Here is a 20,888-nt window from a genome sequence, read left to right as displayed (position 1 = left end):
ACAGCACAATTAATAATTCTCTGAATTTGAGTGTGAAATAACGTAATTGAGAGAATAGCAAACAACTCCGAAGATAAAAGCTCACCCGCCCAATAATGCGGGCCAGCTTCCAAGGAGTATTGCATGCAATCTTATTTTGATGAATTAGAACAAGTGCGTTACGAAGGCAGCCAAAGCGCTAACCCGCTGGCGTTTCATCACTACAATCCGGATGAAATTATCCTTGGTAAGCGAATGGCCGATCACCTGCGGTTTGCCGCCTGCTACTGGCACACCTTCTGCTGGGGCGGCGCCGATATGTTCGGAGCCAATGCCTTTGAGCGCCCGTGGCAGCACTCTGGCGATGCCCTCGCACTGGCAAAACGCAAAGCCGATGTCGCTTTTGAGTTCTTCCATAAGCTGAATGTGCCTTACTACTGCTTCCATGATGTGGATGTCTCCCCTGAGGGCGCGTCGCTAAAAGAGTACCTGAATAATTTTGCGGTCATGACCGATATCTTGGCCGAGAAACAAGAGAGTAGCGGCGTAAAACTATTATGGGGCACCGCGAACTGCTTCACCCACCCGCGTTATGGTGCAGGTGCGGCCACCAATCCTGACCCCGAAGTTTTCAGTTGGGCAGCAACCCAAGTCTTTACTGCCATGAATGCGACACAAAAACTGGGCGGCGAAAACTATGTGTTATGGGGCGGGCGCGAAGGCTACGAAACACTGCTAAATACTGATTTACGACAGGAACGCGAACAAATTGGCCGCTTTATGCAGATGGTGGTGGAGCATAAACATAAAATCGGCTTCCAGGGCACCTTGCTCATTGAGCCAAAACCGCAGGAGCCGACCAAGCATCAGTATGATTATGATGTCGCGACGGTTTATGGTTTCCTCAAGCAGTTCGGGCTGGAAAAAGAGATAAAAGTGAACATTGAAGCCAACCACGCCACACTGGCTGGGCACTCTTTCCATCACGAAATTGCCAGTGCCATTGCATTGGGTATTTTTGGCTCCGTGGATGCTAACCGTGGCGATCCGCAACTGGGTTGGGATACCGATCAGTTCCCGAACAGTGTGGAGGAGAATGCATTGGTGATGTTTGAGATCCTTAAAGCGGGCGGTTTTACCACTGGCGGCCTGAATTTTGATGCCAAAGTGCGCCGCCAAAGCACCGATAAATATGATCTGTTTTATGGTCACATTGGGGCGATGGACACCATGGCATTGGCACTGAAAATTGCCGCCAAAATGATTGAAGCGGGCCAGTTGGATCAGTGGGTTGCTAAACGCTATGCCGGTTGGAATACCGAACTGGGCCAACAGATCCTGAAAGGCAAAATGTCGCTGGAAGATCTGGCGCGCTATGCAGGTCAACACAATCTGAACCCACATCACCAAAGTGGCCATCAGGAGCTGCTGGAGAACCAGGTTAACCGCTATATCTTTGGTTAATAACATTGGGCTAATAACATTGGGCTAATAACAGCGGTTGATAGACGGGGAAATGTACCGGATGGGTCCCTATTTATTTAAAATACAAGTGGCGTGAGCCGTCGGAGTGCCCATTGGTGCAGTCGCCCCGTCAGGCTCCGCACGATAAAATAGCCTAATAATGAAGGAGATTATATGTACCTTGGTATCGATCTTGGCACCTCCGGCGTTAAAGTCATTCTCCTGGCCGAAAACGGGCAAGTCATTGCCAGCCAAGGTGCTGCATTATCTGTCTCGCGCCGCCACCCCTTATGGTCAGAACAAAACCCAGCCGATTGGTGGCAGGCAACCGATCAGGCCATGCAAGCGCTGGCCGCAGCTCATGATTTACAGCAGGTAAAAGCCCTCGGACTAACGGGCCAAATGCACGGCGCGACCTTGCTGGATAAGCAGCACCAGGTGCTGCGCCCCGCCATTTTATGGAATGATGGTCGCAGTTTTGCTCAGTGCCTGGCACTGGAACAGGCGGTACCTGCATCGCGCCAAATTACCGGCAATCTGATGATGCCGGGCTTTACCGCACCTAAGCTGAAATGGCTGGCGGAATATGAGCCGGAGGTTTTCAGCCGCATCGATAAGGTGCTGCTACCCAAAGATTATCTGCGTTTTCTGATCAGTGGTGATTTCGCCAGTGATATGTCCGATGCCGCCGGAACAATGTGGCTGGATGTGGCTAAACGCGACTGGAGCGATGAGATGCTGGCCGCCTGTGACTTGACCCGCCAGCAGATGCCCGCACTGTTTGAAGGTAGCCAGATAACCGGCCATGTCAGCGCGGAGATAGCACAGCGCTGGGGTATCAACACCATCCCCGTGGTCGCGGGTGGGGGCGATAATGCCGCCGGTGCGATAGGGGTTGGCCTGTACCAGACCGGTCAGGCGATGTTGTCGCTGGGCACCTCCGGTGTCTACTTCGCGGTTAGCGACGGCTTTCTCAGCAATCCGGCCAGCGCAGTTCACAGTTTTTGTCATGCGCTCCCCAACACCTGGCACTTGATGTCAGTGATGCTCAGTGCCGCTTCCTGTCTGGATTGGGCCTGCCATTTGACCGGTGCCGACACTGTTCCCGCCCTGATCGATGAGGTGGCAAACTCGCCGGCCGCCACGACCCCCGTATGGTTCCTGCCCTACCTCTCTGGCGAACGCACACCCCATAATAATCCTAATGCCAAAGGGGCATTCTGGGGCTTTACCCACGAGCATCGCCGAGCCGATTTAGCCCGCGCCGTGTTGGAGGGGGTAGGGTTTGCTTTAGCCGACGGTATGAATGCTCTACATGCCAGCGGGTTACAGCCAAAATCGGTCACCTTGATTGGCGGTGGCGCACGCAGCGCCTATTGGCGGCAGATGCTGGCGGATATCAGCGGCCAAACACTGGAGTATCGCACTGGCGGCGATGTTGGCCCGGCGCTAGGTGCGGCGCGGTTGGCTCAAATCGCGCTAAATCCGCAGAGGCCGCTGGCTGATTTATTACCCGCGCTGCCACTGGAGCAGACCCATTTGCCAGATGCGCAGCGCCATCAAGATTACGCCGCACGTCGGATAATCTTTAAAAAACTGTATCAGCAATTACTACCGCTAGCTGAATAGATAAAAGCGAAAGTGCACAGGAAGCCCAATAAAAGGGAGCGACTAAAAACTGGTCCCTTTTATCCCCTATGATGGCCTGATTTGGCATTCCACCCGGCTTGAAACCCGCGCATGATGAATTCATACCCATACGGCGGAGGGCCGAAAATGACTAACAGCGCACTATTGATCATCGATGTTCAGCAATCATTCGAGCATAAATCTTTTTGGCAGCAGCAAGATGTGCCGGCTTTCTCAGTCGCGCTGAACCAACTTATTAGCGGTTGTAAACAACGTGACGTCGCACTAGTGGATGTGTTCCATGTTTCGCCTGAGGGGCCATTCTCGTTGGCTTCCGGCTATGTTAAACCAATGTCGCTGGTCTCCCATCAGGCCGATGTTTCCGTGCAAAAACGAGTACATAACGCGCTGACCGATTCAGGGCTGGATCAATGGCTCAAAGAGAGAGATATCGGCCACCTGATTATTGCGGGTATGCGCACCGAGCAGTGTTGTGAGACCACGGCCCGCGTGGCGTCGGATCTGGGCTATCAGGTCACCTTTGTCACCGAGGCCACACTGACCTTCCCGATGACCCAGCCAAATGGTGTGCTGTTGAGCAGCACCGAATTGAAACTGCGCACTGAAACCGTGTTAGCGGATCGATTTGCCGCTATCCGTACCGTCGCAGAGACACTGGATGCGCTGGATTCACAACCTGTCGCCGCCGCCGACAAAACGATAAGCTGGCAACCGCAGCCCTATTTGCCACGAGCCATCACGCCAGCAGGCATCAAAATCCTTAATCAATGGCGGTTAAAGCGCTATGTGATCCGCTACTCGCAGGCGCAGGGTGCGACACCGGATTACACCCCCGCTTATCAACTTGTTGGGCAGTGGTTACCGCGCGATGCAGAGACCGTCAATCGCCCTGGTGTCGGTTTTGTGATTGAGCATCAGGGAAAAACACTGAATTACCTGATTGCCGGATGGTGGGATAACGAAAACGAATTACGCGTGAAAGTGTGGGTGCAGGAACAGGGAATTTGGCGCGCGGCGCGGGATGAATCATTCTGTGTGTGGGATTTGCAGGTAATGGCCTTTGAGCGCGACGCTTTTGTTGCTACTTTGCTACAGCATACTCCGGATATTCCGGCTTATATGAACCGTTATTTGACGGTAACTGTGGATTAACCATGCAACGAAATGTCTATTTTCTCTTGCTGCCCGGCGTGCTGTCGCTGGATTTAACTGGCCCTGCTGAAACTTTACGGCTGGCGGGGTCATTTAATCTTTGCTATATCAGCCCGCTGCCGGCCGTGATCTCCTCCACCGAAATGCTGCTGGGCCAGTTGCAGCCGCTGCCCGCGCACTTACCGGAAGGCAGTTTACTGGTGGTGCCGGGTGTCAGCGATTCACGCCACTACTTTGCGACCGAAACGGCGGCAGTGGCGCGCCAGTGGTTACAGCAGCAGAAAACAGCCATCGCGCAGCAAAAAATCATCTTGGTCTGCGTCTGCTCCGGTGCATTGCTGGCGGCACAAGCGGGGTTACTGGACGGTTATCAGTGCACCACCCATCACAATGTGCTGGAGCGGTTGCGCCAACAGGCTCCGGCGGCACAAACCAAAGAAAACCGCATTTTTGTTGAAGATCGCGGGGTGTATACCAGCGCCGGGATCACGGCGGGGATTGATCTCTCTTTGCATCTGATCAGCCGCTATTGCAGCCCGCAAATTGCGCTGGAAGTGGCGCGGGAGATGGTGGTTTATTTCCGCCGCTCAGGGGATGACCCACAACTTTCGCCCTGGTTACGTTACCGCAATCATCTCCACCCCGCCGTTCACCGCGCGCAAGATGTGATGTCGGCGGAGCCACAAGCCGAGTGGTCGCTGCTACAGGTGGCGCAGAAAGCCCACGTGAGCAGTCGCCATTTAACCCGCTTGTTCCGCGAACATGTCGGCGTCAGCGTGCGCGAATTCCACGAGCAGCTGCGGGTAGCGGTCGCCGAAGTGCGCTTGCAAGAGGGATTTAATCTGGAGCAAGCCGCGCTGGCCGCCGGATTCTCCTCCGGTCGCCAGCTACGGCGCGCGCAACAGCGCGGATTACCTGCGGTTAGCTAACCAAACGTCGCCGATCGATGCGCTGCAACCCCATCGACAGCAAAGTGCTTAATGCGAGGGCCAGCGCAAAGACATAGAAAATATCCAGCACCGGATAAGCGGTGAAATCGTAATGATGGGTGCGGATAAAATGGATAATCAGCGCGTGAAAACCATAAATCGCCAATGAATGACCCGCCAGCCAGCTCAGCCAGCCAATTTGCTGATTGAGGCAGTTTTTAAACCACACCAGCATCGATACCGCCGCCACAAAGACCAACGGGCCACAGTACATATAGAAAGTATCGGCAAAACTGCCATTAATTCGCGTCTGCTTTTCCGTTGAGATAACAATAAATATCACGCTCAGGATAAACAGCGCAGCCGCGCTCCAACTGATGATTCGCCCCTGAGTTTCCAACATCCCAATCGCCCGCCCCAGCAGCGCGTACAGCAAATAGTAGAAAGTATCGCCATAGATATAGAGGTTGATGGGCAGTAAATGGAAGCCGCCAATGGACAATTTACTGGCCTGTGGGTTGGCGAGCACCGCGAGCAGCAGGATGATCACCCCTAGATAGCGGCCCGACACCGGTTTGACGTTTATCAGCGGTGAAAACAGGTAAACCACGATAATAGCGTAGAAAAACCACAGATGATAAAACACCGGTTTTTGCAGGATATTCTTCAGCGAAGCCCAGCCATCAATGGGGGTGAGGGTCGAAATGTAGATCAGTGCAATTATGCTGTAGAACAGCAGGCACAGCCCAATGCGGGTAAAATGTTTCTGTTTGGCGCTTTTTTCACCAAAAAACAGGTAACCGGAGATCATAAAGAACAAAGGCACACAGGCGCGGGAGGCTGAATTCAGCAGATTGGCAATATCCCAGTTCACTTCCCCCACCTGCGCACCACTGGTCACGTAATAGGTGGTGGCGTGGATCATAACCACCATAATGCAGGCCACGGCCCGCAGATTATCAATCCAGCCAATCTTATTGGTCATGCATACTCTCGATCGCCTTAATATAAGCCAGAAAACAGTTACTTCACGAATAATAACGTAAGTTTGGGGATATACACAGGAGATGGTAATTGTTGCCATAACGTTATATTGACGGCAAAATAGCCGACCTGACGCGCTCTGACTGGCATTCTGCCTGAGTGCTTCCCTTTTTTTATGTTTACTATTAATAGCTTAATCTATGCAAACTTCATTTTCACCCGCGACGCGTTTAGGTCGACGGGCGCTTTTATTTCCGCTGTGCCTGGTATTATTCGAATTTGCCGCTTATATCGCCAACGATATGATTCAGCCCGGAATGCTGGCGGTAGTCGCCGATTTTAATGCCAGTGTTGAGTGGGTTCCGACCTCCATGACCGCCTATCTGGCGGGGGGGATGTTCCTGCAATGGCTGCTGGGGCCGCTGTCAGACCGCCGTGGGCGTCGCCCGGTGATGTTGGTCGGCGTGGCGTTCTTTGTGGTCACCTGCCTTGCCATTTTGCTGGTCAATACTATTGAGCAGTTTATCGCCATGCGCTTCCTGCAAGGGATCGGTTTGTGCTTTATTGGTGCGGTCGGTTACGCCACGATCCAAGAGTCATTCGAGGAGGCGGTGTGTATCAAAATCACTGCGCTGATGGCGAATGTGGCCTTGATTGCCCCGCTGCTTGGCCCATTGGCTGGTGCTGCGCTGATTCACGTCGCGCCATGGCAGTGGATGTTTGTGCTGTTCGCGGCACTCGGCGCCATTTCATTTGTTGGCTTGTGGCGTGCCATGCCGGAAACCGCATCGCGAAAAGGCGAGAAATTGTCAGTCGCGGCGATGTGGAGCGACTATAAGCAAGTGCTCGCCAACCGCCGTTTCCTGTGTGGGGCGCTGGCATTGGGCTTTGCCAGCCTGCCATTGCTGGCGTGGATTGCGCAATCACCGGTTATTTTGATCAGCGGTGAGCGGCTATCCACAGTCGGATATGGTGTGCTACAGGTGCCGATTTTTGGCGCGCTGATTGTGGGTAACCTGACACTGGCGAGATTGAGCGGCAAAACCAGCATTCCACGGCTGATCCGCTACGGCGCTGGCCCAATGATAGTTGGGCTACTGATTGCCGCCGGTTCCACACTCTACTCATCCCATGCTTATCTGTGGATGACCGCAGGGTTGAGCCTGTATGCCTTTGGTATTGGTCTGGCGAATGCTGGTTTGGTGCGGCTGACACTGTTTGCCAGTGATATCAGCAAAGGGACGGTCTCTGCGGCCATGGGGATGATCAGTATGATGGTCTTCACCTTCGGCATTGAGTTTGCCAAATTGGCTTACCTGTGGGGCAACAGCGGCATCTTCAATTTATTCAATTTAATCAGTGGCTTGATTTGGCTGGGCTTGGTGATGATATTTATTCGCCGCCAGCCGGAAAGAGTCGCGGCAGAGTAATGCCCTGTGCTGGAGGTGCAACAGATAGCAACTCCAGCACGTTATCAATAGTCAAAATCATGGGGCCTTATTTAACAGGGTGACCCGTTCTACATAGCGTTGGCACATTTAACCCGCACACTGAGCAAAATCATTGACAGCAGTTTGTGGCCGGTAACAGTCGTAAACTCTGGCGGTCAACCCCATATTAGGGCTCCGTTTAACTGTTCTATTCAGTCATCGCCGAAAACAGCCCACTGTCGCGCAGCAAATGGTCATTGCCTCGGCGGCGGGTAAATCCGCTGCGGTCAAAGAATTCAAGGATTTGAATCGCCAGCTTGCGGCCCACACCTAATCTGTCGCGGAAGTCCGCAGCGCAGGCGCTGCCTTTAGTGGCGTCCAACTCACGGACCAAATCCGCGAACTGCTCAATACGCTGGCTCAGATAGTAGCGATCCGGCACGATTGCCGTGATGTGGCCCAGTTGTGCCGCTTTGCGCAGTAACCTGCGCATCTCGTCTTCATCCATATGCAGCTGGGCCGCTAAATCACGTACCCACCACGGCGAATCCGCAAAATAGGGGGCGACTTGCTGCCACTGCGCCTGCTCCTGTTCGGTAAATTCCAGCCCATGCGCCGGCAGATGCAGCCAGCCACGGCTGTTTTTTAACTCCCCTTGCGCCAGCAGGTGATCAATCAGCCGAAAAACCAGCCCTTCATCTAGCGTCGGCAAGGCCATGCGCCGCAAGCGCGCGCGCCCTAGCCCCAACTGATCGCCATGCTGCTGATGATAGAGGCACAATACATGCAGCAGGGTTTGCTGCGCCTGCTGAGCATGGGGTTGCGACAGCACAATATCACCGGCGACCACGCTCTCCGTCCCCGCCAACAGTGCCGCCATATCAGGTTCAGCCAACTGGCGCGCCCAACTGAAATCGCGCAAAGAGACCGGCCCTTGCGCCAGATGTAAATCCAGCACCTCGCGGTCAGTGTTGGCCTGCGCCAGCGCCGTTAACCAGGCTAAATAGGCCGGTTGACGTTTACCGCGTTTCGGCACCGACAGATGAATCACCCGCGCGCCGCCTAAGGTTCTCTTCGCCGCGATATCCCGCAGAATAAGGCGGTCATTCTCAGCCAGCCACAGTGGGCTATCCAGTAGCAGCTCGGCCAGGATCAATGGACCTGTATTGTCACTGGAAATGTTATTGTCGCTGGAGATGTTATTGGCAGATAGAACGTCGGGGGATGCTGGATTGGTCAGCAGCGAAAAACGCCCGGTAATGTGGCTGGCACCATGGTGTAGATGCAGTGGCTGCCAGTGTTGTATCGGCGCATCTGCATCGACGGTAACCAGCACTCGATCCACCGCCGCAGGGGGTTGCTGCGCTAACAGCCAGTCGCCGCGATTGATCTGCTCCTTGCTGATATCACCGCTGATATTCAGGGCAATACGTTGGCCCGCCTGCGCCTGTTGGGTATTTTGATTTTGGGCATGAATGCCCCGCACCCGCACCGGGCAATCACTGCCGGTAAGCCATAGCGTATCGCCCACCGCCACTTTGCCCGCCAGTGCCGTGCCAGTGACCACCAAACCGGCCCCTTTCACGCTAAATGCCCGGTCGATAGCGAGGCGAAAACGCCGCTGTAACCGATCATGCATTTTATCTTGCTGATAACATTGCGCCAGATGCGCGCGCAATTCGCTGATACCACAGTCGGCAGTGGCGGCGGTCACAAACAGGGTCACTTGTTCTGGCAGCCAGCCTTGCGCAGTCAACTCCGCCATCACCTGCTGGCGTACCTGCGCGATGCGCTCATCATCAACGCGATCCGCTTTGGTCAGCGCGACGGTGAGTGTCGGGCGACCGGTGAGTCGTAAAATCGCCAGGTGCTCGCGAGTTTGCGCCATCACACCATCATCACACGCCACCACCAGCAAGGCATGAAAGATACCGCCCACGCCCGCCAGCATATTGGCTAAAAACTTCTCGTGACCGGGGACATCAATAAATCCAAGAGTGGTGCCGTTAGGCTGCGGCCAATAGGCATAGCCGAGATCAATGGTCATCCCGCGCTGTTTTTCTTCCGGTAAGCGGTCAGCATCAACCCCGGTAATCGCCTGTAAAAGCGTGGTTTTGCCATGGTCGACATGGCCTGCTGTAACAATAATCATGGTGCCAATTCCCTGAGCAACGCGGTTTCATCCTCCAAACAGCGCAAATCTAGCCATAAACGCCCATCAGCCACGCGGCCAATCACTGGCTTCGCCAACTCACGCCAGCGCGCTGTTAGTGCTTCCAGCGTGCGCCCACTGCCATCGTTAGGTGTAAAGGTTACGGCCCAACTGGGTAAGCGGTCAACCGGTAATGAGCCGCTACCGATTTGCGATAAACAGGGTTCCACCGCTAGGGTAAAATCAGTGCAATAGCGATCACTCAGTGCCGCCAGTAGCCGCTGTGCACTCTCGGCGATAGCTTCTGCCGGACGGGTCAATAGCCGCATCGTGGGCAGCAGCTCAGTGAGCCTGTCCGGTTGTTGATAGAGACGCAAGGTGGCATCCAGCGCGGCGAGCGTCATTTTGTCGGCCCGCAGTGCTCGCTTGAGCGGATGCTGCTGTAAGCGCTCAATCCACTGTTTTTTGCCGAGGATAATCCCCGCCTGTGGCCCGCCTAGCAATTTGTCGCCGGAGAAAGTGACCAAATCCACCCCAGCCGCAATCAACTGCTGCGGCATCGGTTCGGCGGGTAAGCCATAACGGGTCATGTCCACCAGCGAGCCACTGCCGAGATCGGTGGCGGTCGGAATGGCAAACTCCTGCCCCAACGCCACCAGTTGCGGCTCGGCAACGGCGGCGGTGAAACCGGCTATGCTGTAGTTGCTGGTATGCACTTTCATCAGCAGGCCAGTTTGCTCATTGATGGCTTGCCGGTAATCTTTTAGGTGGGTGCGGTTGGTGGTACCCACTTCAACCAGTTCACAACCCGCCTGGCGCATCACATCAGGGATGCGAAACGCGCCGCCGATCTCTACCAGTTCACCCCGTGAGACCACCACTTGCTTGCCTGTCGCCATCACCGTCAGCAGCAAAAGCACCGCCGCCGCATTGTTATTGACGATACAGGCATCTTCCGCGCCCGTCAGTTCGCAGAGCAGATCAGCCACCGCGCGATCACGATGGCCACGGCCCGCGCCGCTCAGGGAGTATTCAAGGGTGACCGCGCCGCGCATGGCATCATTCACCGCTGCAATGGCAGATTCCGCCAGTGCCGCACGACCTAAATTGGTGTGCAATACCGTGCCGGAGAGGTTAAAGACCGGTTTTAACGCGGGCTGACGTTGACTCAACCGCTGACGTAAAGCCGCGGGCCAGTCCGCGCACCAATCCGCCAGCGCTTGAAACTGGCTAATGTGCTCACGGGCTTCGCACTGCATCTGGCGTAGGGTGTCGGTCAACAGCGCGGGGCCATATTCTGCCAGTAACGGGGCCATGGCTGGCTCCCGTAACAGGCGGTCAATGGCCGGTAACTGGCTGTAAAGATGGTGTGGTTCAGTGCTCATAGTCACGCAGGTCGCCAAATCTGGGGAATGCCTTATTCTCCGGGAAACACAAACGGATTGATACTGCTGCGCGCGAAACCCTCGCCTTCCATCTTGGCGTCGAGGATCAACGAGGCCAAATCATCCGCCACCGCTTCGACCTGCGGGTCTTTTTCCTGATACAGAATTTTCAGGTAAGTGCCGCAATCACCGCAACTTTCCGCTTTCACGGCCGCATTTTCGCTGTCCAGCGACCAGTAGTTCAAATCGCGGGTCTGTTCGCAGTTGCTGCATTTGATCCGCACCACATGCCACTCACTTTCGCACAAATTACAGTGCAAATAGCGCAGGCCATTGTTGGTGCCGATATGCACCACACTGGAGACCGGAATACTGCCGCATACTGGGCAGAATTGACGATGTTCGCCATATTCCGCGCGGGCTTTGCCGGGGATTTGGCTGGCCATCTGCGCCCAGTACAATGATAGCGCGGCCCAGATAAAGGGCGCTTTTTCGCTGCCGATCTGCGCAAATTCGCGATTTAACAGCGCATCGGCGTAGAGTTCAAGCTCATGGACTGACGCCTTTTCCAGATTATCCAGCACCGCCAGAATATGATCCGGCGCATCCGGGCGCAGCTCGGCAATCAGCGCAGACAGTAGCTTGCGCCAATGTTCAGTGCGCGGAAAGAGGCTCAAATCCAGTGGCGGTTTACCGCTAGCAGCGGACTGTTCCAGCTCGGCTTTCATGTCCAACACCAGCGGATGGTCATGCAGCGCTTTTTGCTGCGCTTGGGTAATTTTTGCCGCGAAATCCAGATAATCTGACAGCGGGTTATCCAGCGCCAACTGCTGTAAACGTTCAGTGCGCCGGGTATAGAGGCTTTTTAAATTCGCGAAAAGTAACGGCGGGATATTCCCCGCCGTTGTGCCTTTTTCGCGCTGTTGCCCAAGTTGATCTTTAGGGACAATGCGAATACTCATCAGGGTTTCTCTTCCTGTTTTTTCTGAAGTTGCCGTTTGGCATTCACCTCACGATACCAGCGCGGATGGTGCTTTTTCGCCCATGCTGCCGGTACCCAACCTTCTACCATCGCAGTTATGGTGCCCTTCACCCACAAAGCGGCATAGATATGCACCATAATCACGAGAATCAGCCCCACAGCCGCCAGCGAGTGCACCAGCAGCGCCAGACGAATCAGCGGGATGGGGAAAGAGGGCGCAAAGTAAGGCCGCCAAATCACTACACCACTGACCAGCAGCAGCACCAGACTAATAATAGCAGCCCAGAATACGCATTTCTGTCCGAAATTATAGCGTCCAGTATCGCCCACTTCCTCATTCATGGCGATTTTATGGATATTTTTAGCCCACTCCAAGTCTTCTTTGTTAATCAGATTATGTTTCCAGTAGCGGAAGAACATGATCAAGAAGGCGGCGAACATAATCACCCCGGCGAAGGGGTGAAGGATGCGCGCCAACTGTGGCGTACCAAAAATATTCATCAGCCAGTTAAATGACGGGAAGAAGAATCCCAAACCACTGATCGCCGCCAGCATAAAGCAGAAGGCCACTATCCAGTGGTTGATACGCTCCGGCGCACTGTAGCGCTGGATCCGTTTCTCTTTTTTCATTTCCGCGTCTCCCCGTCGTCTGAGTGCTCAGCGGTAGTTGTCTCTGGTGCCTTGTCGGTGGTCTCGGATGGTGTGGCCTCCGGCTTATCGCCCTCCTCCTCCTCCTCAACCCGATTCGGGCCGACCCCCACATAGTGGAAGATACTGGCGGCAAAGGTGGCCGCAAAGCCAATTGCTGCCAGCGGTTTCCAGATGCCCTTCCAGAAAGTGATAGTCGGGCTGATGGTTGGGTTGTCCGGCAGGCCATGATAGAGCTGGGGCTTATCCGCGTGATGCAGTACATACATCACGTGAGTGCCGCCAACACCCGCAGGGTCATATAACCCGGCGTTATCGAAGCCACGGGTTTTCAGCTCGGCGACGCGGCCAGCCGCCACCTCTTTCATCGACTCTTTGGTGCCAAAGTGAATCGCGCCGGTTGGGCAGGTTTTCACACAGGCCGGTTCCTGGCCGACACCCACACGGTCGACACACAGGGTACATTTGTACACCCGATTGTCATCTTTGTTCATGCGCGGCACATCGAACGGGCAACCGGCGATGCAGTAGCCACAACCGATACAGTGTTCTGACTGGAAATCGACGATACCATTCGCATATTGAATGATAGCCCCTTCCGACGGACATGCCTTCAGACAGCCCGGATCAGCACAATGCATACAGCCATCCTTACGGATCAGCCACTCCAGCTTGCCGCTCTCTTCATCTTCGATTTCAGAAAAGCGCATCACCGTCCATGATTTGGCCGTCAAATCGGCGGGGTTATCGTACACCCCGACGTTATGGCCCACTTCATCACGGATATCGTTCCACTCCGAGCACGCCACCTGGCAGGCCTTACAGCCGATACAGGTGGTGACATCGATAAGCTTCGCCACCTCCTCCTGGTGGTTACGATCCTGTGGCGGCGGCGTAAGGGAGTTGGTGCCGGAGCGCCGGATAATGTCTTGAGTTTGCAGTGACATAGGTTCTCTCCGTTACACCTTTTCCACGTTAACCAGGAACGCCTTGAACTCTGGCGTTTGCGTATTGGCATCACCGACAAATGGCGTCAGTGTGTTAGCCAGGAAGCCTTTTTTCGCTACCCCCTCGAATCCCCAGTGGATCGGGATACCAATGGTGTCCACTTCTTGCCCGTGGACATTCAGTGTGCGAATACGTTTGGTCACCACCGCCTTGGCCTTGATATAGCCTCGGTTGGAGCTGACTTTCACGGTATCTCCCTGCTTGATGCCCTTCTTCGCGGCCAGTTTCTCACCAATTTCCACAAACTGTTCCGGCTGGGCAATGGCATTGAGCAGCGCATGTTTGGTCCAGTAGTGGAAATGCTCGGTCAAACGATAGGTGGTGCCGACATATGGGAATTGTTCATGAGAACCCATCGCGGCCAAATCGTCTTTAAAGACGCGGGCGGCCGGGTTGGATATCACATTCGGATGCAGCGGGTTAGTCCCCAGCGGCGTTTCGAATGGCTCATAGTGCTCAGGGAACGGCCCTTCCGCCATTTTGTCGATGGCAAACAGGCGACCCATCCCTTCAGGCTGCATGATAAACGGCCCAACATCACTACCCGGTGCGGCGGCGCTGTAGTCGGGGATATCAATCCCAGTCCACTTGGCCCCATCCCACTCCAGCAACTGGCGTTTCGGATCCCAAGGTTTGCCTTGCGGGTCAGCGGAAGCACGGTTGTACAGAATGCGGCGGTTAAGCGGCCATGCCCACGCCCAGCCTAGCGTATTGCCAAGGCCAGATGGGTCGGCGTTATCGCGGCGTGCCATCTGGTTACCGGCCGGTGTCCAGCTACCAGCAAAGATCCAGCAACCGCTGGCAGTGGTGCCGTCATCACGCAGGTGCGCGAAGGTGCTGAGCTGCTCACCTTTTTTGACCAGCACTTTGCCGTCAGCATCGGTGATATCCGCCAGTGCACGACCATTACTCTCCTGCGCCACCTCTTCAGGCTCCGGATTGTCGGGGGTCAGATAATCCCAGGTCATATTGAGCACCTGTTCTGGCACCGCACCACCTTCCCGGCGATATCTCTCACGCAGACGACTAAAGATGCCCGCCAGAATTGCGCCATCGTTCAGCGCCTGTCCCGGAGCATCAGCGCCTTTCCAGTGCCATTGCAACCAGCGGCTAGAGTTCACAATCGAGCCATTCTCTTCAGCGAAGCAACTGGATGGCAGGCGGAACACTTCTGTTTGAATTTTCGATGGATCAACATCGTTAAATTCACCGTGGTTTTGCCAGAAGTTCGCGGTTTCCGTATTGAGCGGATCAATAGTGACCAGGAATTTCAGTTTCGACAGTGAAGCGACCACTTTATTTTTGTTCGGGAACGACGCCAGCGGGTTAAAGCCCTGGCAGATATAGCCATTCACTTTGCCCTGCGACATCATTTCGAAATACTGCAAGACGTCGTAGCCTTTATCCCACTTCGGCAACCAGTCGTAACCCCAACCGTTCTCCTTCTGGGCTTTATCGCCATAGAAACTTTTCATCAAACTGACGAAGAATTTCGGGTAATTGCTCCAGTAGTTAACCTGGCCCGGCAGCAGGGTTTTCGGCGTGTTAGCCTTCAGATAGGTCTCAATATCCGGCTGCTTTTCTGACGGCAGATTCAGGTAACCCGGCAAGCTTTGTGACAGCAAGCCAAGGTCGGTTAACCCCTGAATGTTGGAGTGACCGCGCAAGGCGTTAATGCCGCCGCCCGCCATCCCCATATTGCCCAGCAGCAGCTGGATCATCGCCATGGTGCGGATGTTCTGCGCGCCGACTGAGTGCTGTGTCCAGCCCAGGGCATACAGGAAGGTGGCGGTTTTATCGGACACGCTGGTTTCCGCGAGATATTCGCAAACCTGCAAGAAATCTTCTTTTGGCGTGCCGCAAATATTGGATACCACATCCGGCGTATAGCGGCTGACATGCTGTTTCAGCAAATTCCACACGCAGCGCGGGTCTTGCAGGGTGGTGTCCCGTTTGGCAAAGCCGTTCTCATCCAACTGATAGTTCCAGCTGGTTTTGTCGTATTTGCGGGTTTCGGCGTCATAACCACTGAACAAACCGTCGTCGAAGGCAAAGTCTTCCCGCACCAGCAAGCTGGCGTTGGTGTACGCTTCGACGTATTCGCGGTTAATTTTTTCGTGGGTCATCAGGTACAACAATACGCCGGACAGGAACGCAATATCAGTACCGGAACGGATTGGCGTATAGAAGTCAGCCACCGAAGCAGTACGAGTAAAGCGCGGGTCTATCACCAGCAGCTTGGCATTGTTGTGGATTTTGGCTTCCATCGCCCAGCGGAATCCCACCGGATGCGCTTCTGCCGCATTACCGCCCATGACGATAATCAAATTCGCGTTCTTAATGTCAACCCAGTGGTTGGTCATCGCACCGCGACCAAATGTTGGAGCAAGACTTGCTACCGTTGGTCCGTGTCAGACACGTGCTTGGTTGTCTACGGCAAGCATACCGAGAGCGCGACTAAATTTCTGGGTCAAATAACCCGTTTCGTTACTGGATGCGGAAGCACACAGCATACCGGTGCTCAGCCAACGGTTGACGGTCACGCCCGCGTCGTTGGTCTTAATGAAATTCGCATCCCGGTCCTCTTTCATCAACTTGGCAATGCGATCAAAAGCATCATCCCAAGTGATTCGCTGCCATTTATCCGAACCTGGCGCGCGGTATTCAGGGTATTTCAGGCGGCTTTCGCTGTGGATGAAATCCACCAGCCCTGCACCTTTCGGGCAAAGCGCACCACGGTTGACCGGATGATCCGGGTCCCCTTCGATATGGAAAATACTCTCTTTGGCATTTTTCGCGCCGTCGCCGAGGCTATACATCAACAGCCCACAACCGACAGAGCAATATGTGCAGGTATTCCGCGTTTCACGGGCACGCAGCAATTTATAATTGCGCGTTTCCGCCAGCGCCACTGACGGCGCAAAGCCGAGTGCCGCGACCGTGGTTCCCGCCATACCGCCAGCGCAGATCTTAAAGAACTGCCTTCTGCTGACCTGCATGGGTCTCTCCTTCATTCATTGTCACATTGTTGAAATTTAAAATTCAGTTCGCGCTTCCCACAACAAAACGGGAGGCGCTAAAATCGCTTACGCGATATCAAGCTTTGCAGTGTGGGATACATTTCTAAATATAACGGTACATAGCCACACTATTCTTAACGTGAATGTTACCACATTGTGATTATGGGTTATAACTTTCAGGACCGCATAGTGAGCCAGATCAAACCTTCAGAAAATGACCTCTCCACCGAAATCTGCGGTGCTAGACAGCTTAACGTGCTACAGCGTCATCAAATGGCTGCGCCACAATTGGATTGGCTGGCAGAAGAGGTGCCGGTAGCACTGGTCTACAATGGTATTTCTCATGTGGTAATGATGGCAACCCCTAAGGATTTGGAAGCTTTCGCGCTGGGTTTTTCGCTGTCGGAAGGCATTATTAGTGCGCCACAAGAGATCTATGCCATTGATGTCGCCCCCGGCTGTAACGGCATAGAAGTTAACATTGAGTTATCAAGCCGCCGCTTTGCCGGCCTGAAAGAGCGCCGCCGAGCGATGGCAGGCCGCACCGGTTGTGGTGTTTGCGGTATCGAGCAGTTGGACGATATCTTCCGCCCGATCACCCCGCTCCCCTTCACCCAAACCTTTAATTTGAATCAGCTGGACCGCGCCCTCGCGCAACTCAAACAGGTGCAAACCGTGGGTCAGTTGACGGGATGCACCCATGCTGCCGCGTGGATCAATCCACAGGGTGAATTATTAGGTGGCAGCGAAGATGTGGGCCGCCATGTCGCGCTGGATAAGTTGCTGGGAATTCGGGCCAAACAGCCGTGGCAACAAGGCGCGGTACTGGTCTCCAGCCGGGCCAGCTATGAGATGGTGCAGAAAACAGCCATGTGTGGCGCAGAAATTTTATTTGCTGTTTCAGCTGCAACAACCTTAGCGGTTGAAGTCGCCGAGCGCTGTAATTTGACCTTGGTGGGCTTCAGTAAACCGGGCCGAGCCACGATTTATACTCATCCGCAGCGAATTAGCGAGTAGAAAGACCACATAGTTAGTACGGCATTGATAATCATTTTCAATATCATTTAATTAACTATAATGATCCGAACGCTTACGCGGTGCTTACTTTTTTTGCACCGCCCTACACCTACGGAGACGATGATTATGAGTTACTCACTGCCATCCCTGCCTTATGCTTATGACGCCTTAGAACCACACTTCGATAAGCAGACGATGGAAATCCATCACACCAAACACCACCAAACCTATGTTAACAATGCAAATACGGTGTTGGAGAGCTTCCCTGAGCTGGCTAAATTCAGTGTTGAAGAGCTGATTCAGGATCTGGACAAAGTCCCAGCTGAAAAACGCACCTTTATGCGTAACAATGCCGGCGGCCATGCTAACCACAGCTTGTTCTGGAAGGGCCTGAAACTGGGCACCACCCTGACCGGTGACCTGAAAACCGCTATTGAGCGCGATTTCGGTGACTTTGAGAAATTCCAAGCCACATTTGAGCAAGCTGCTGCCACCCGTTTCGGTTCAGGCTGGGCCTGGCTGGTACTGAAAGCTGACGGTAAACTGGCGGTTGTTTCTACCGCTAACCAAGATAGCCCGCTGATGGGTGAAGCTGTTGCTGGCGCGTCAGGTTTCCCAATTGTGGGCCTGGATGTGTGGGAACACGCTTACTACCTGAAATTCCAAAACCGTCGCCCAGACTACATCAAAGCATTCTGGAACGTGGTTAACTGGGACGAAGCAGCAGCACGTTTCGCTCAAGCCAAATAATTAGCTAGCACCGCGTAAACCTGCCTTAAACCGCATGTTTCCGGGACTAAATCGATGCCAGCAAGTTCACTCTTGCTGGCATTTTTATTGCTCATTTTACTGTTAAAGTTTAGCCAATTCCTGCCGATAGATTGTACAAGAGAGGCACTGACATTTATGGCATGAATCTATGAATCATGGCCCCATAAGTGTCGCCACAAAAACGTTAGGGACAGCACTCTTGCCAAGGCTACCCCACGTCCAGCGCCCCTTCACTCCTCTAATAATTAGACCTACCCCATTCACCTACGCTGATTGATTTGCAGCAAAGACACCGCATAACGGAGATAACATGGCAGCATTGAGCAAAGTTTTTGGCAACTTTGAAAACGTGAAAGTCGGTAAAAAGCTGGGATTGAGCTTTTTCCTGATGTTGTTGTTGGTTGGGATCATCGCAGGAACCACCGCCTATCATTTCTCCGTCATTGAAGAGCACGCTTACAAAGTCGACCTAAGCTACAAAATTAACGATGAAGCCAATCAGGCAAAATATAATCGTGCATTATATGAGCGCACTTATGACTTGAAATACATCCAAGAAAACTCGCAACACATCAACAATATAAAAAATCTGCTGACCCAGAGCGAGGGGCTTAGTTGGTCGGAAGATAACCGCAAAACGATAGGTAGCATTGCCGATGTGGTAGACGAATACCTGCAACAGCAGAGTAATTTCGTCAATGCAGTGGCACATAAAGATGATGTGCGCAAAAGCTGGAATATCTCCGAAACACAGAAGAACCTCAATGAGTTACAACAAAGTTTGCTCAACGAGGGTGCAGACACCAATACGCAAATTCTGCTCGCTGAGATGAACCAGAAGCTGATGACCGTGCGCTATAACGCGCGGGGCTTATTGCTGGATCGCAATCAGGAGGCCGAGTCGTCGCTCATTACCTCAATCAATATCGCCAACAGTGCAGCCAATGCATTTATGCCGGTGTTATCGCCGGATCAACAAAAATTGTTAGCCCCGGTTATCACCAGTCTGGGCAGCTATAAAGAGAATGTGTTGGCCTATCTACCGGCTTATCAGCAAGAGCTGGAAGTGGGTAAAGTGATGGAAACCAATGCCAATGAGTTGAATAAGCTGGCAACTCATCTGTTCACTCAAGAGCTGCAAGGCACTCACGACGAGATCAATAATGCGCAATTGCAGTTAACCATCGCCGCCATTGCCGCCTTGCTGTTGGGTTTGCTGATTTCATGGCGCATGACCCGTCAAATTACTGTGCCATTACGCACCACACTGGCGATGGCAGAGCGCATTGCCACCGGTGATTTAACGGCGGCGACCACCTCCAATCGCACTGATGAGCTGGGCCTGCTGATGAATGCTGTGGCGCGGATGAATGAGAACCTGCGCGCCATGATTGATGAGATCCGCATTGGTGTCAGTCAGGTGTCCCATGCCTCCGGCGAAATTGCGGCGGGCAATACCGATCTATCCTCCCGCACTGAGGAGCAAGCCGCTGCCGTAGAAGAGACCGCCGCCAGTATGGAGCAGTTGAATGCTACGGTTAAGCAGAATGCCGATAATGCCCATCACGCCAATCAGTTAGCAACCGAAGCATCACAAACTGCGCAGCAGGGTGGCAAGCTGGTTAGTGATGTGGTGCGCACCATGAATGATATCTCCGGCAGCTCTAAACGGATTTCAGAAATCACCTCAGTGATTAACAGCATTGCGTTCCAGACTAATATTTTGGCGCTGAATGCCGCCGTTGAAGCCGCCCGCGCCGGCGAGCAGGGCCGGGGCTTTGCTGTGGTCGCCAGTGAAGTGCGCAATTTGGCACAGCGCAGTGCGCAAGCCGCGAAAGAGATTGAGGGGCTGATTGGCGAATCTGTGTCCCAAGTGAACGCCGGAACCTCGCTGGTGCAAAACGCCGGTCAGACGATGGAAGAGATCGTCCGCTCAGTGACCCATGTGCGCGATATCATGGCAGAAATTGCCTCGGCATCTGATGAGCAAAGCCGTGGCATCACGCAAGTGAGCCAGGCGATTTCCGAGATGGATAGCACGACGCAGCAAAACGCCTCCCTGGTGGAGGAGTCTGCCGCCGCCGCTGATTCACTGGCGGAGCAAGCTATCTTACTGGCGCAAGCGGTCGCGGTGTTCCGTTTGTCCGACGCGGAGACCCACTCAGTTCAAGCCAATATCCCCGCGCCAGTAACGAAAAATAGCGCATCAACACCACGCCCTGGCCCAGATAACGGTCGCGTCAATCAGCAAGATAATTGGGGAACTTTCTGATTATCCACTAAGCCCAGTGATCGAGCAGGAGTAGTCAATACGGTT

Annotated in this window: 15 protein-coding genes; 8 read left to right on the top strand and 7 right to left on the bottom strand. The window is 53.9% G+C overall.

Annotation, left to right across the window (positions count from 1 at the left end; translation table 11 throughout):
• The first annotated feature begins 123 nt into the window (after positions 1–123).
• From xylA to AACW11_RS19695, 4 genes are all read left to right on the top strand, one after another.
• Positions 124–1,443, top strand: coding sequence for a xylose isomerase (gene xylA / locus AACW11_RS19710; protein ID WP_212585272.1), 1,320 nt, complete (start codon positions 124–126; stop codon positions 1,441–1,443).
• Positions 1,444–1,617: 174 nt separating this feature from the next.
• Entirely contained in the window at positions 1,618–3,072 is a 1,455-nt protein-coding gene (gene xylB, locus AACW11_RS19705; RefSeq protein WP_212585271.1) for a xylulokinase, read from the top strand.
• A 147-nt stretch (positions 3,073–3,219) separates the two neighbouring features.
• Positions 3,220–4,245, top strand: a complete 1,026-nt coding sequence (locus tag AACW11_RS19700; protein ID WP_212585270.1) for an isochorismatase family protein — start codon at positions 3,220–3,222, stop codon at positions 4,243–4,245.
• A gap of 2 nt (positions 4,246–4,247) precedes the next feature.
• Entirely contained in the window at positions 4,248–5,174 is a 927-nt protein-coding gene (locus AACW11_RS19695; protein WP_212585269.1) for a GlxA family transcriptional regulator, read from the top strand.
• Here the strand turns inward: AACW11_RS19695 and AACW11_RS19690 are convergent.
• Positions 5,167–6,159 (bottom strand): acyltransferase, encoded by a 993-nt coding sequence (locus tag AACW11_RS19690; RefSeq protein ID WP_212585268.1) that lies wholly within the window; start codon positions 6,157–6,159, stop codon positions 5,167–5,169. The genes AACW11_RS19695 and AACW11_RS19690 overlap by 8 nt on opposite strands.
• Positions 6,160–6,358: 199 nt before the next feature.
• On the opposite strand from AACW11_RS19690, the gene AACW11_RS19685 reads away from it, so the two are divergent.
• Positions 6,359–7,588 carry an MFS transporter gene (locus AACW11_RS19685; protein WP_057648030.1) on the top strand — a complete coding sequence of 410 codons (1,230 nt, stop codon included), beginning with the start codon at positions 6,359–6,361 and terminating at the stop codon, positions 7,586–7,588.
• A 208-nt stretch (positions 7,589–7,796) separates the two neighbouring features.
• Here AACW11_RS19685 and selB read toward each other — a convergent pair whose 3' ends face one another.
• The 6 genes from selB to fdnG are packed head-to-tail and all read right to left on the bottom strand — an operon-like array spanning position 7,797 to position 16,762.
• Positions 7,797–9,740 (bottom strand): selenocysteine-specific translation elongation factor, encoded by a 1,944-nt coding sequence (gene selB / locus AACW11_RS19680; protein ID WP_212585267.1) that lies wholly within the window; start codon positions 9,738–9,740, stop codon positions 7,797–7,799.
• Positions 9,737–11,125, bottom strand: coding sequence for an L-seryl-tRNA(Sec) selenium transferase (gene selA / locus AACW11_RS19675; protein ID WP_212585266.1), 1,389 nt, complete (start codon positions 11,123–11,125; stop codon positions 9,737–9,739). Before selA ends, selB begins: the two co-directional genes overlap by 4 nt.
• A 32-nt stretch (positions 11,126–11,157) precedes the next feature.
• On the bottom strand, positions 11,158–12,087 hold the full coding sequence (fdhE, locus tag AACW11_RS19670; RefSeq protein WP_005271637.1) for a formate dehydrogenase accessory protein FdhE: 930 nt from the start codon (positions 12,085–12,087) through the stop codon (positions 11,158–11,160).
• Positions 12,087–12,737, bottom strand: a complete 651-nt coding sequence (gene fdoI / locus AACW11_RS19665; RefSeq protein WP_212585265.1) for a formate dehydrogenase cytochrome b556 subunit — start codon at positions 12,735–12,737, stop codon at positions 12,087–12,089. The genes fdhE and fdoI overlap by 1 nt, the downstream gene beginning before the upstream one ends.
• The gene (gene fdxH / locus AACW11_RS19660) at positions 12,734–13,702 is read right to left on the bottom strand and encodes a formate dehydrogenase subunit beta (RefSeq protein WP_212585264.1); all 969 of its coding nucleotides are present in this window, start codon (positions 13,700–13,702) and stop codon (positions 12,734–12,736) included. The genes fdoI and fdxH overlap by 4 nt, the downstream gene beginning before the upstream one ends.
• A 12-nt stretch (positions 13,703–13,714) precedes the next feature.
• A complete protein-coding gene (gene fdnG / locus AACW11_RS19655; RefSeq protein ID WP_212585263.1) occupies positions 13,715–16,762 on the bottom strand; it encodes a formate dehydrogenase-N subunit alpha in 3,048 nt (1,015 codons plus the stop codon).
• A gap of 183 nt (positions 16,763–16,945) precedes the next feature.
• Between fdnG and fdhD the strand changes: the two genes are divergently transcribed.
• The 3 genes from fdhD to AACW11_RS19640 all read left to right on the top strand — a co-directional run bounded on the left by fdhD (position 16,946) and on the right by AACW11_RS19640 (position 20,843).
• Positions 16,946–17,800, top strand: coding sequence for a formate dehydrogenase accessory sulfurtransferase FdhD (fdhD, locus tag AACW11_RS19650; protein WP_212585262.1), 855 nt, complete (start codon positions 16,946–16,948; stop codon positions 17,798–17,800).
• 126 nt (positions 17,801–17,926) lie between these two features.
• Complete coding sequence (sodA, locus tag AACW11_RS19645) at positions 17,927–18,550, top strand: superoxide dismutase [Mn] (RefSeq protein ID WP_212585261.1); 624 nt, start codon at positions 17,927–17,929, stop codon at positions 18,548–18,550.
• Between the two features lie 331 nt (positions 18,551–18,881).
• The gene (locus tag AACW11_RS19640; RefSeq protein ID WP_212585260.1) at positions 18,882–20,843 is read left to right on the top strand and encodes a methyl-accepting chemotaxis protein; all 1,962 of its coding nucleotides are present in this window, start codon (positions 18,882–18,884) and stop codon (positions 20,841–20,843) included.
• Positions 20,844–20,888 lie beyond the last annotated feature (45 nt).

It is taken from the genome of Yersinia sp. Marseille-Q3913 (genome assembly GCF_963892745.1).
Lineage (GTDB): Bacteria > Pseudomonadota > Gammaproteobacteria > Enterobacterales > Enterobacteriaceae > Yersinia > Yersinia bercovieri.
The sequence above is the reverse complement of the archived record's forward strand: the minus strand, read 5'-3'. Positions and strand labels throughout refer to the sequence as shown.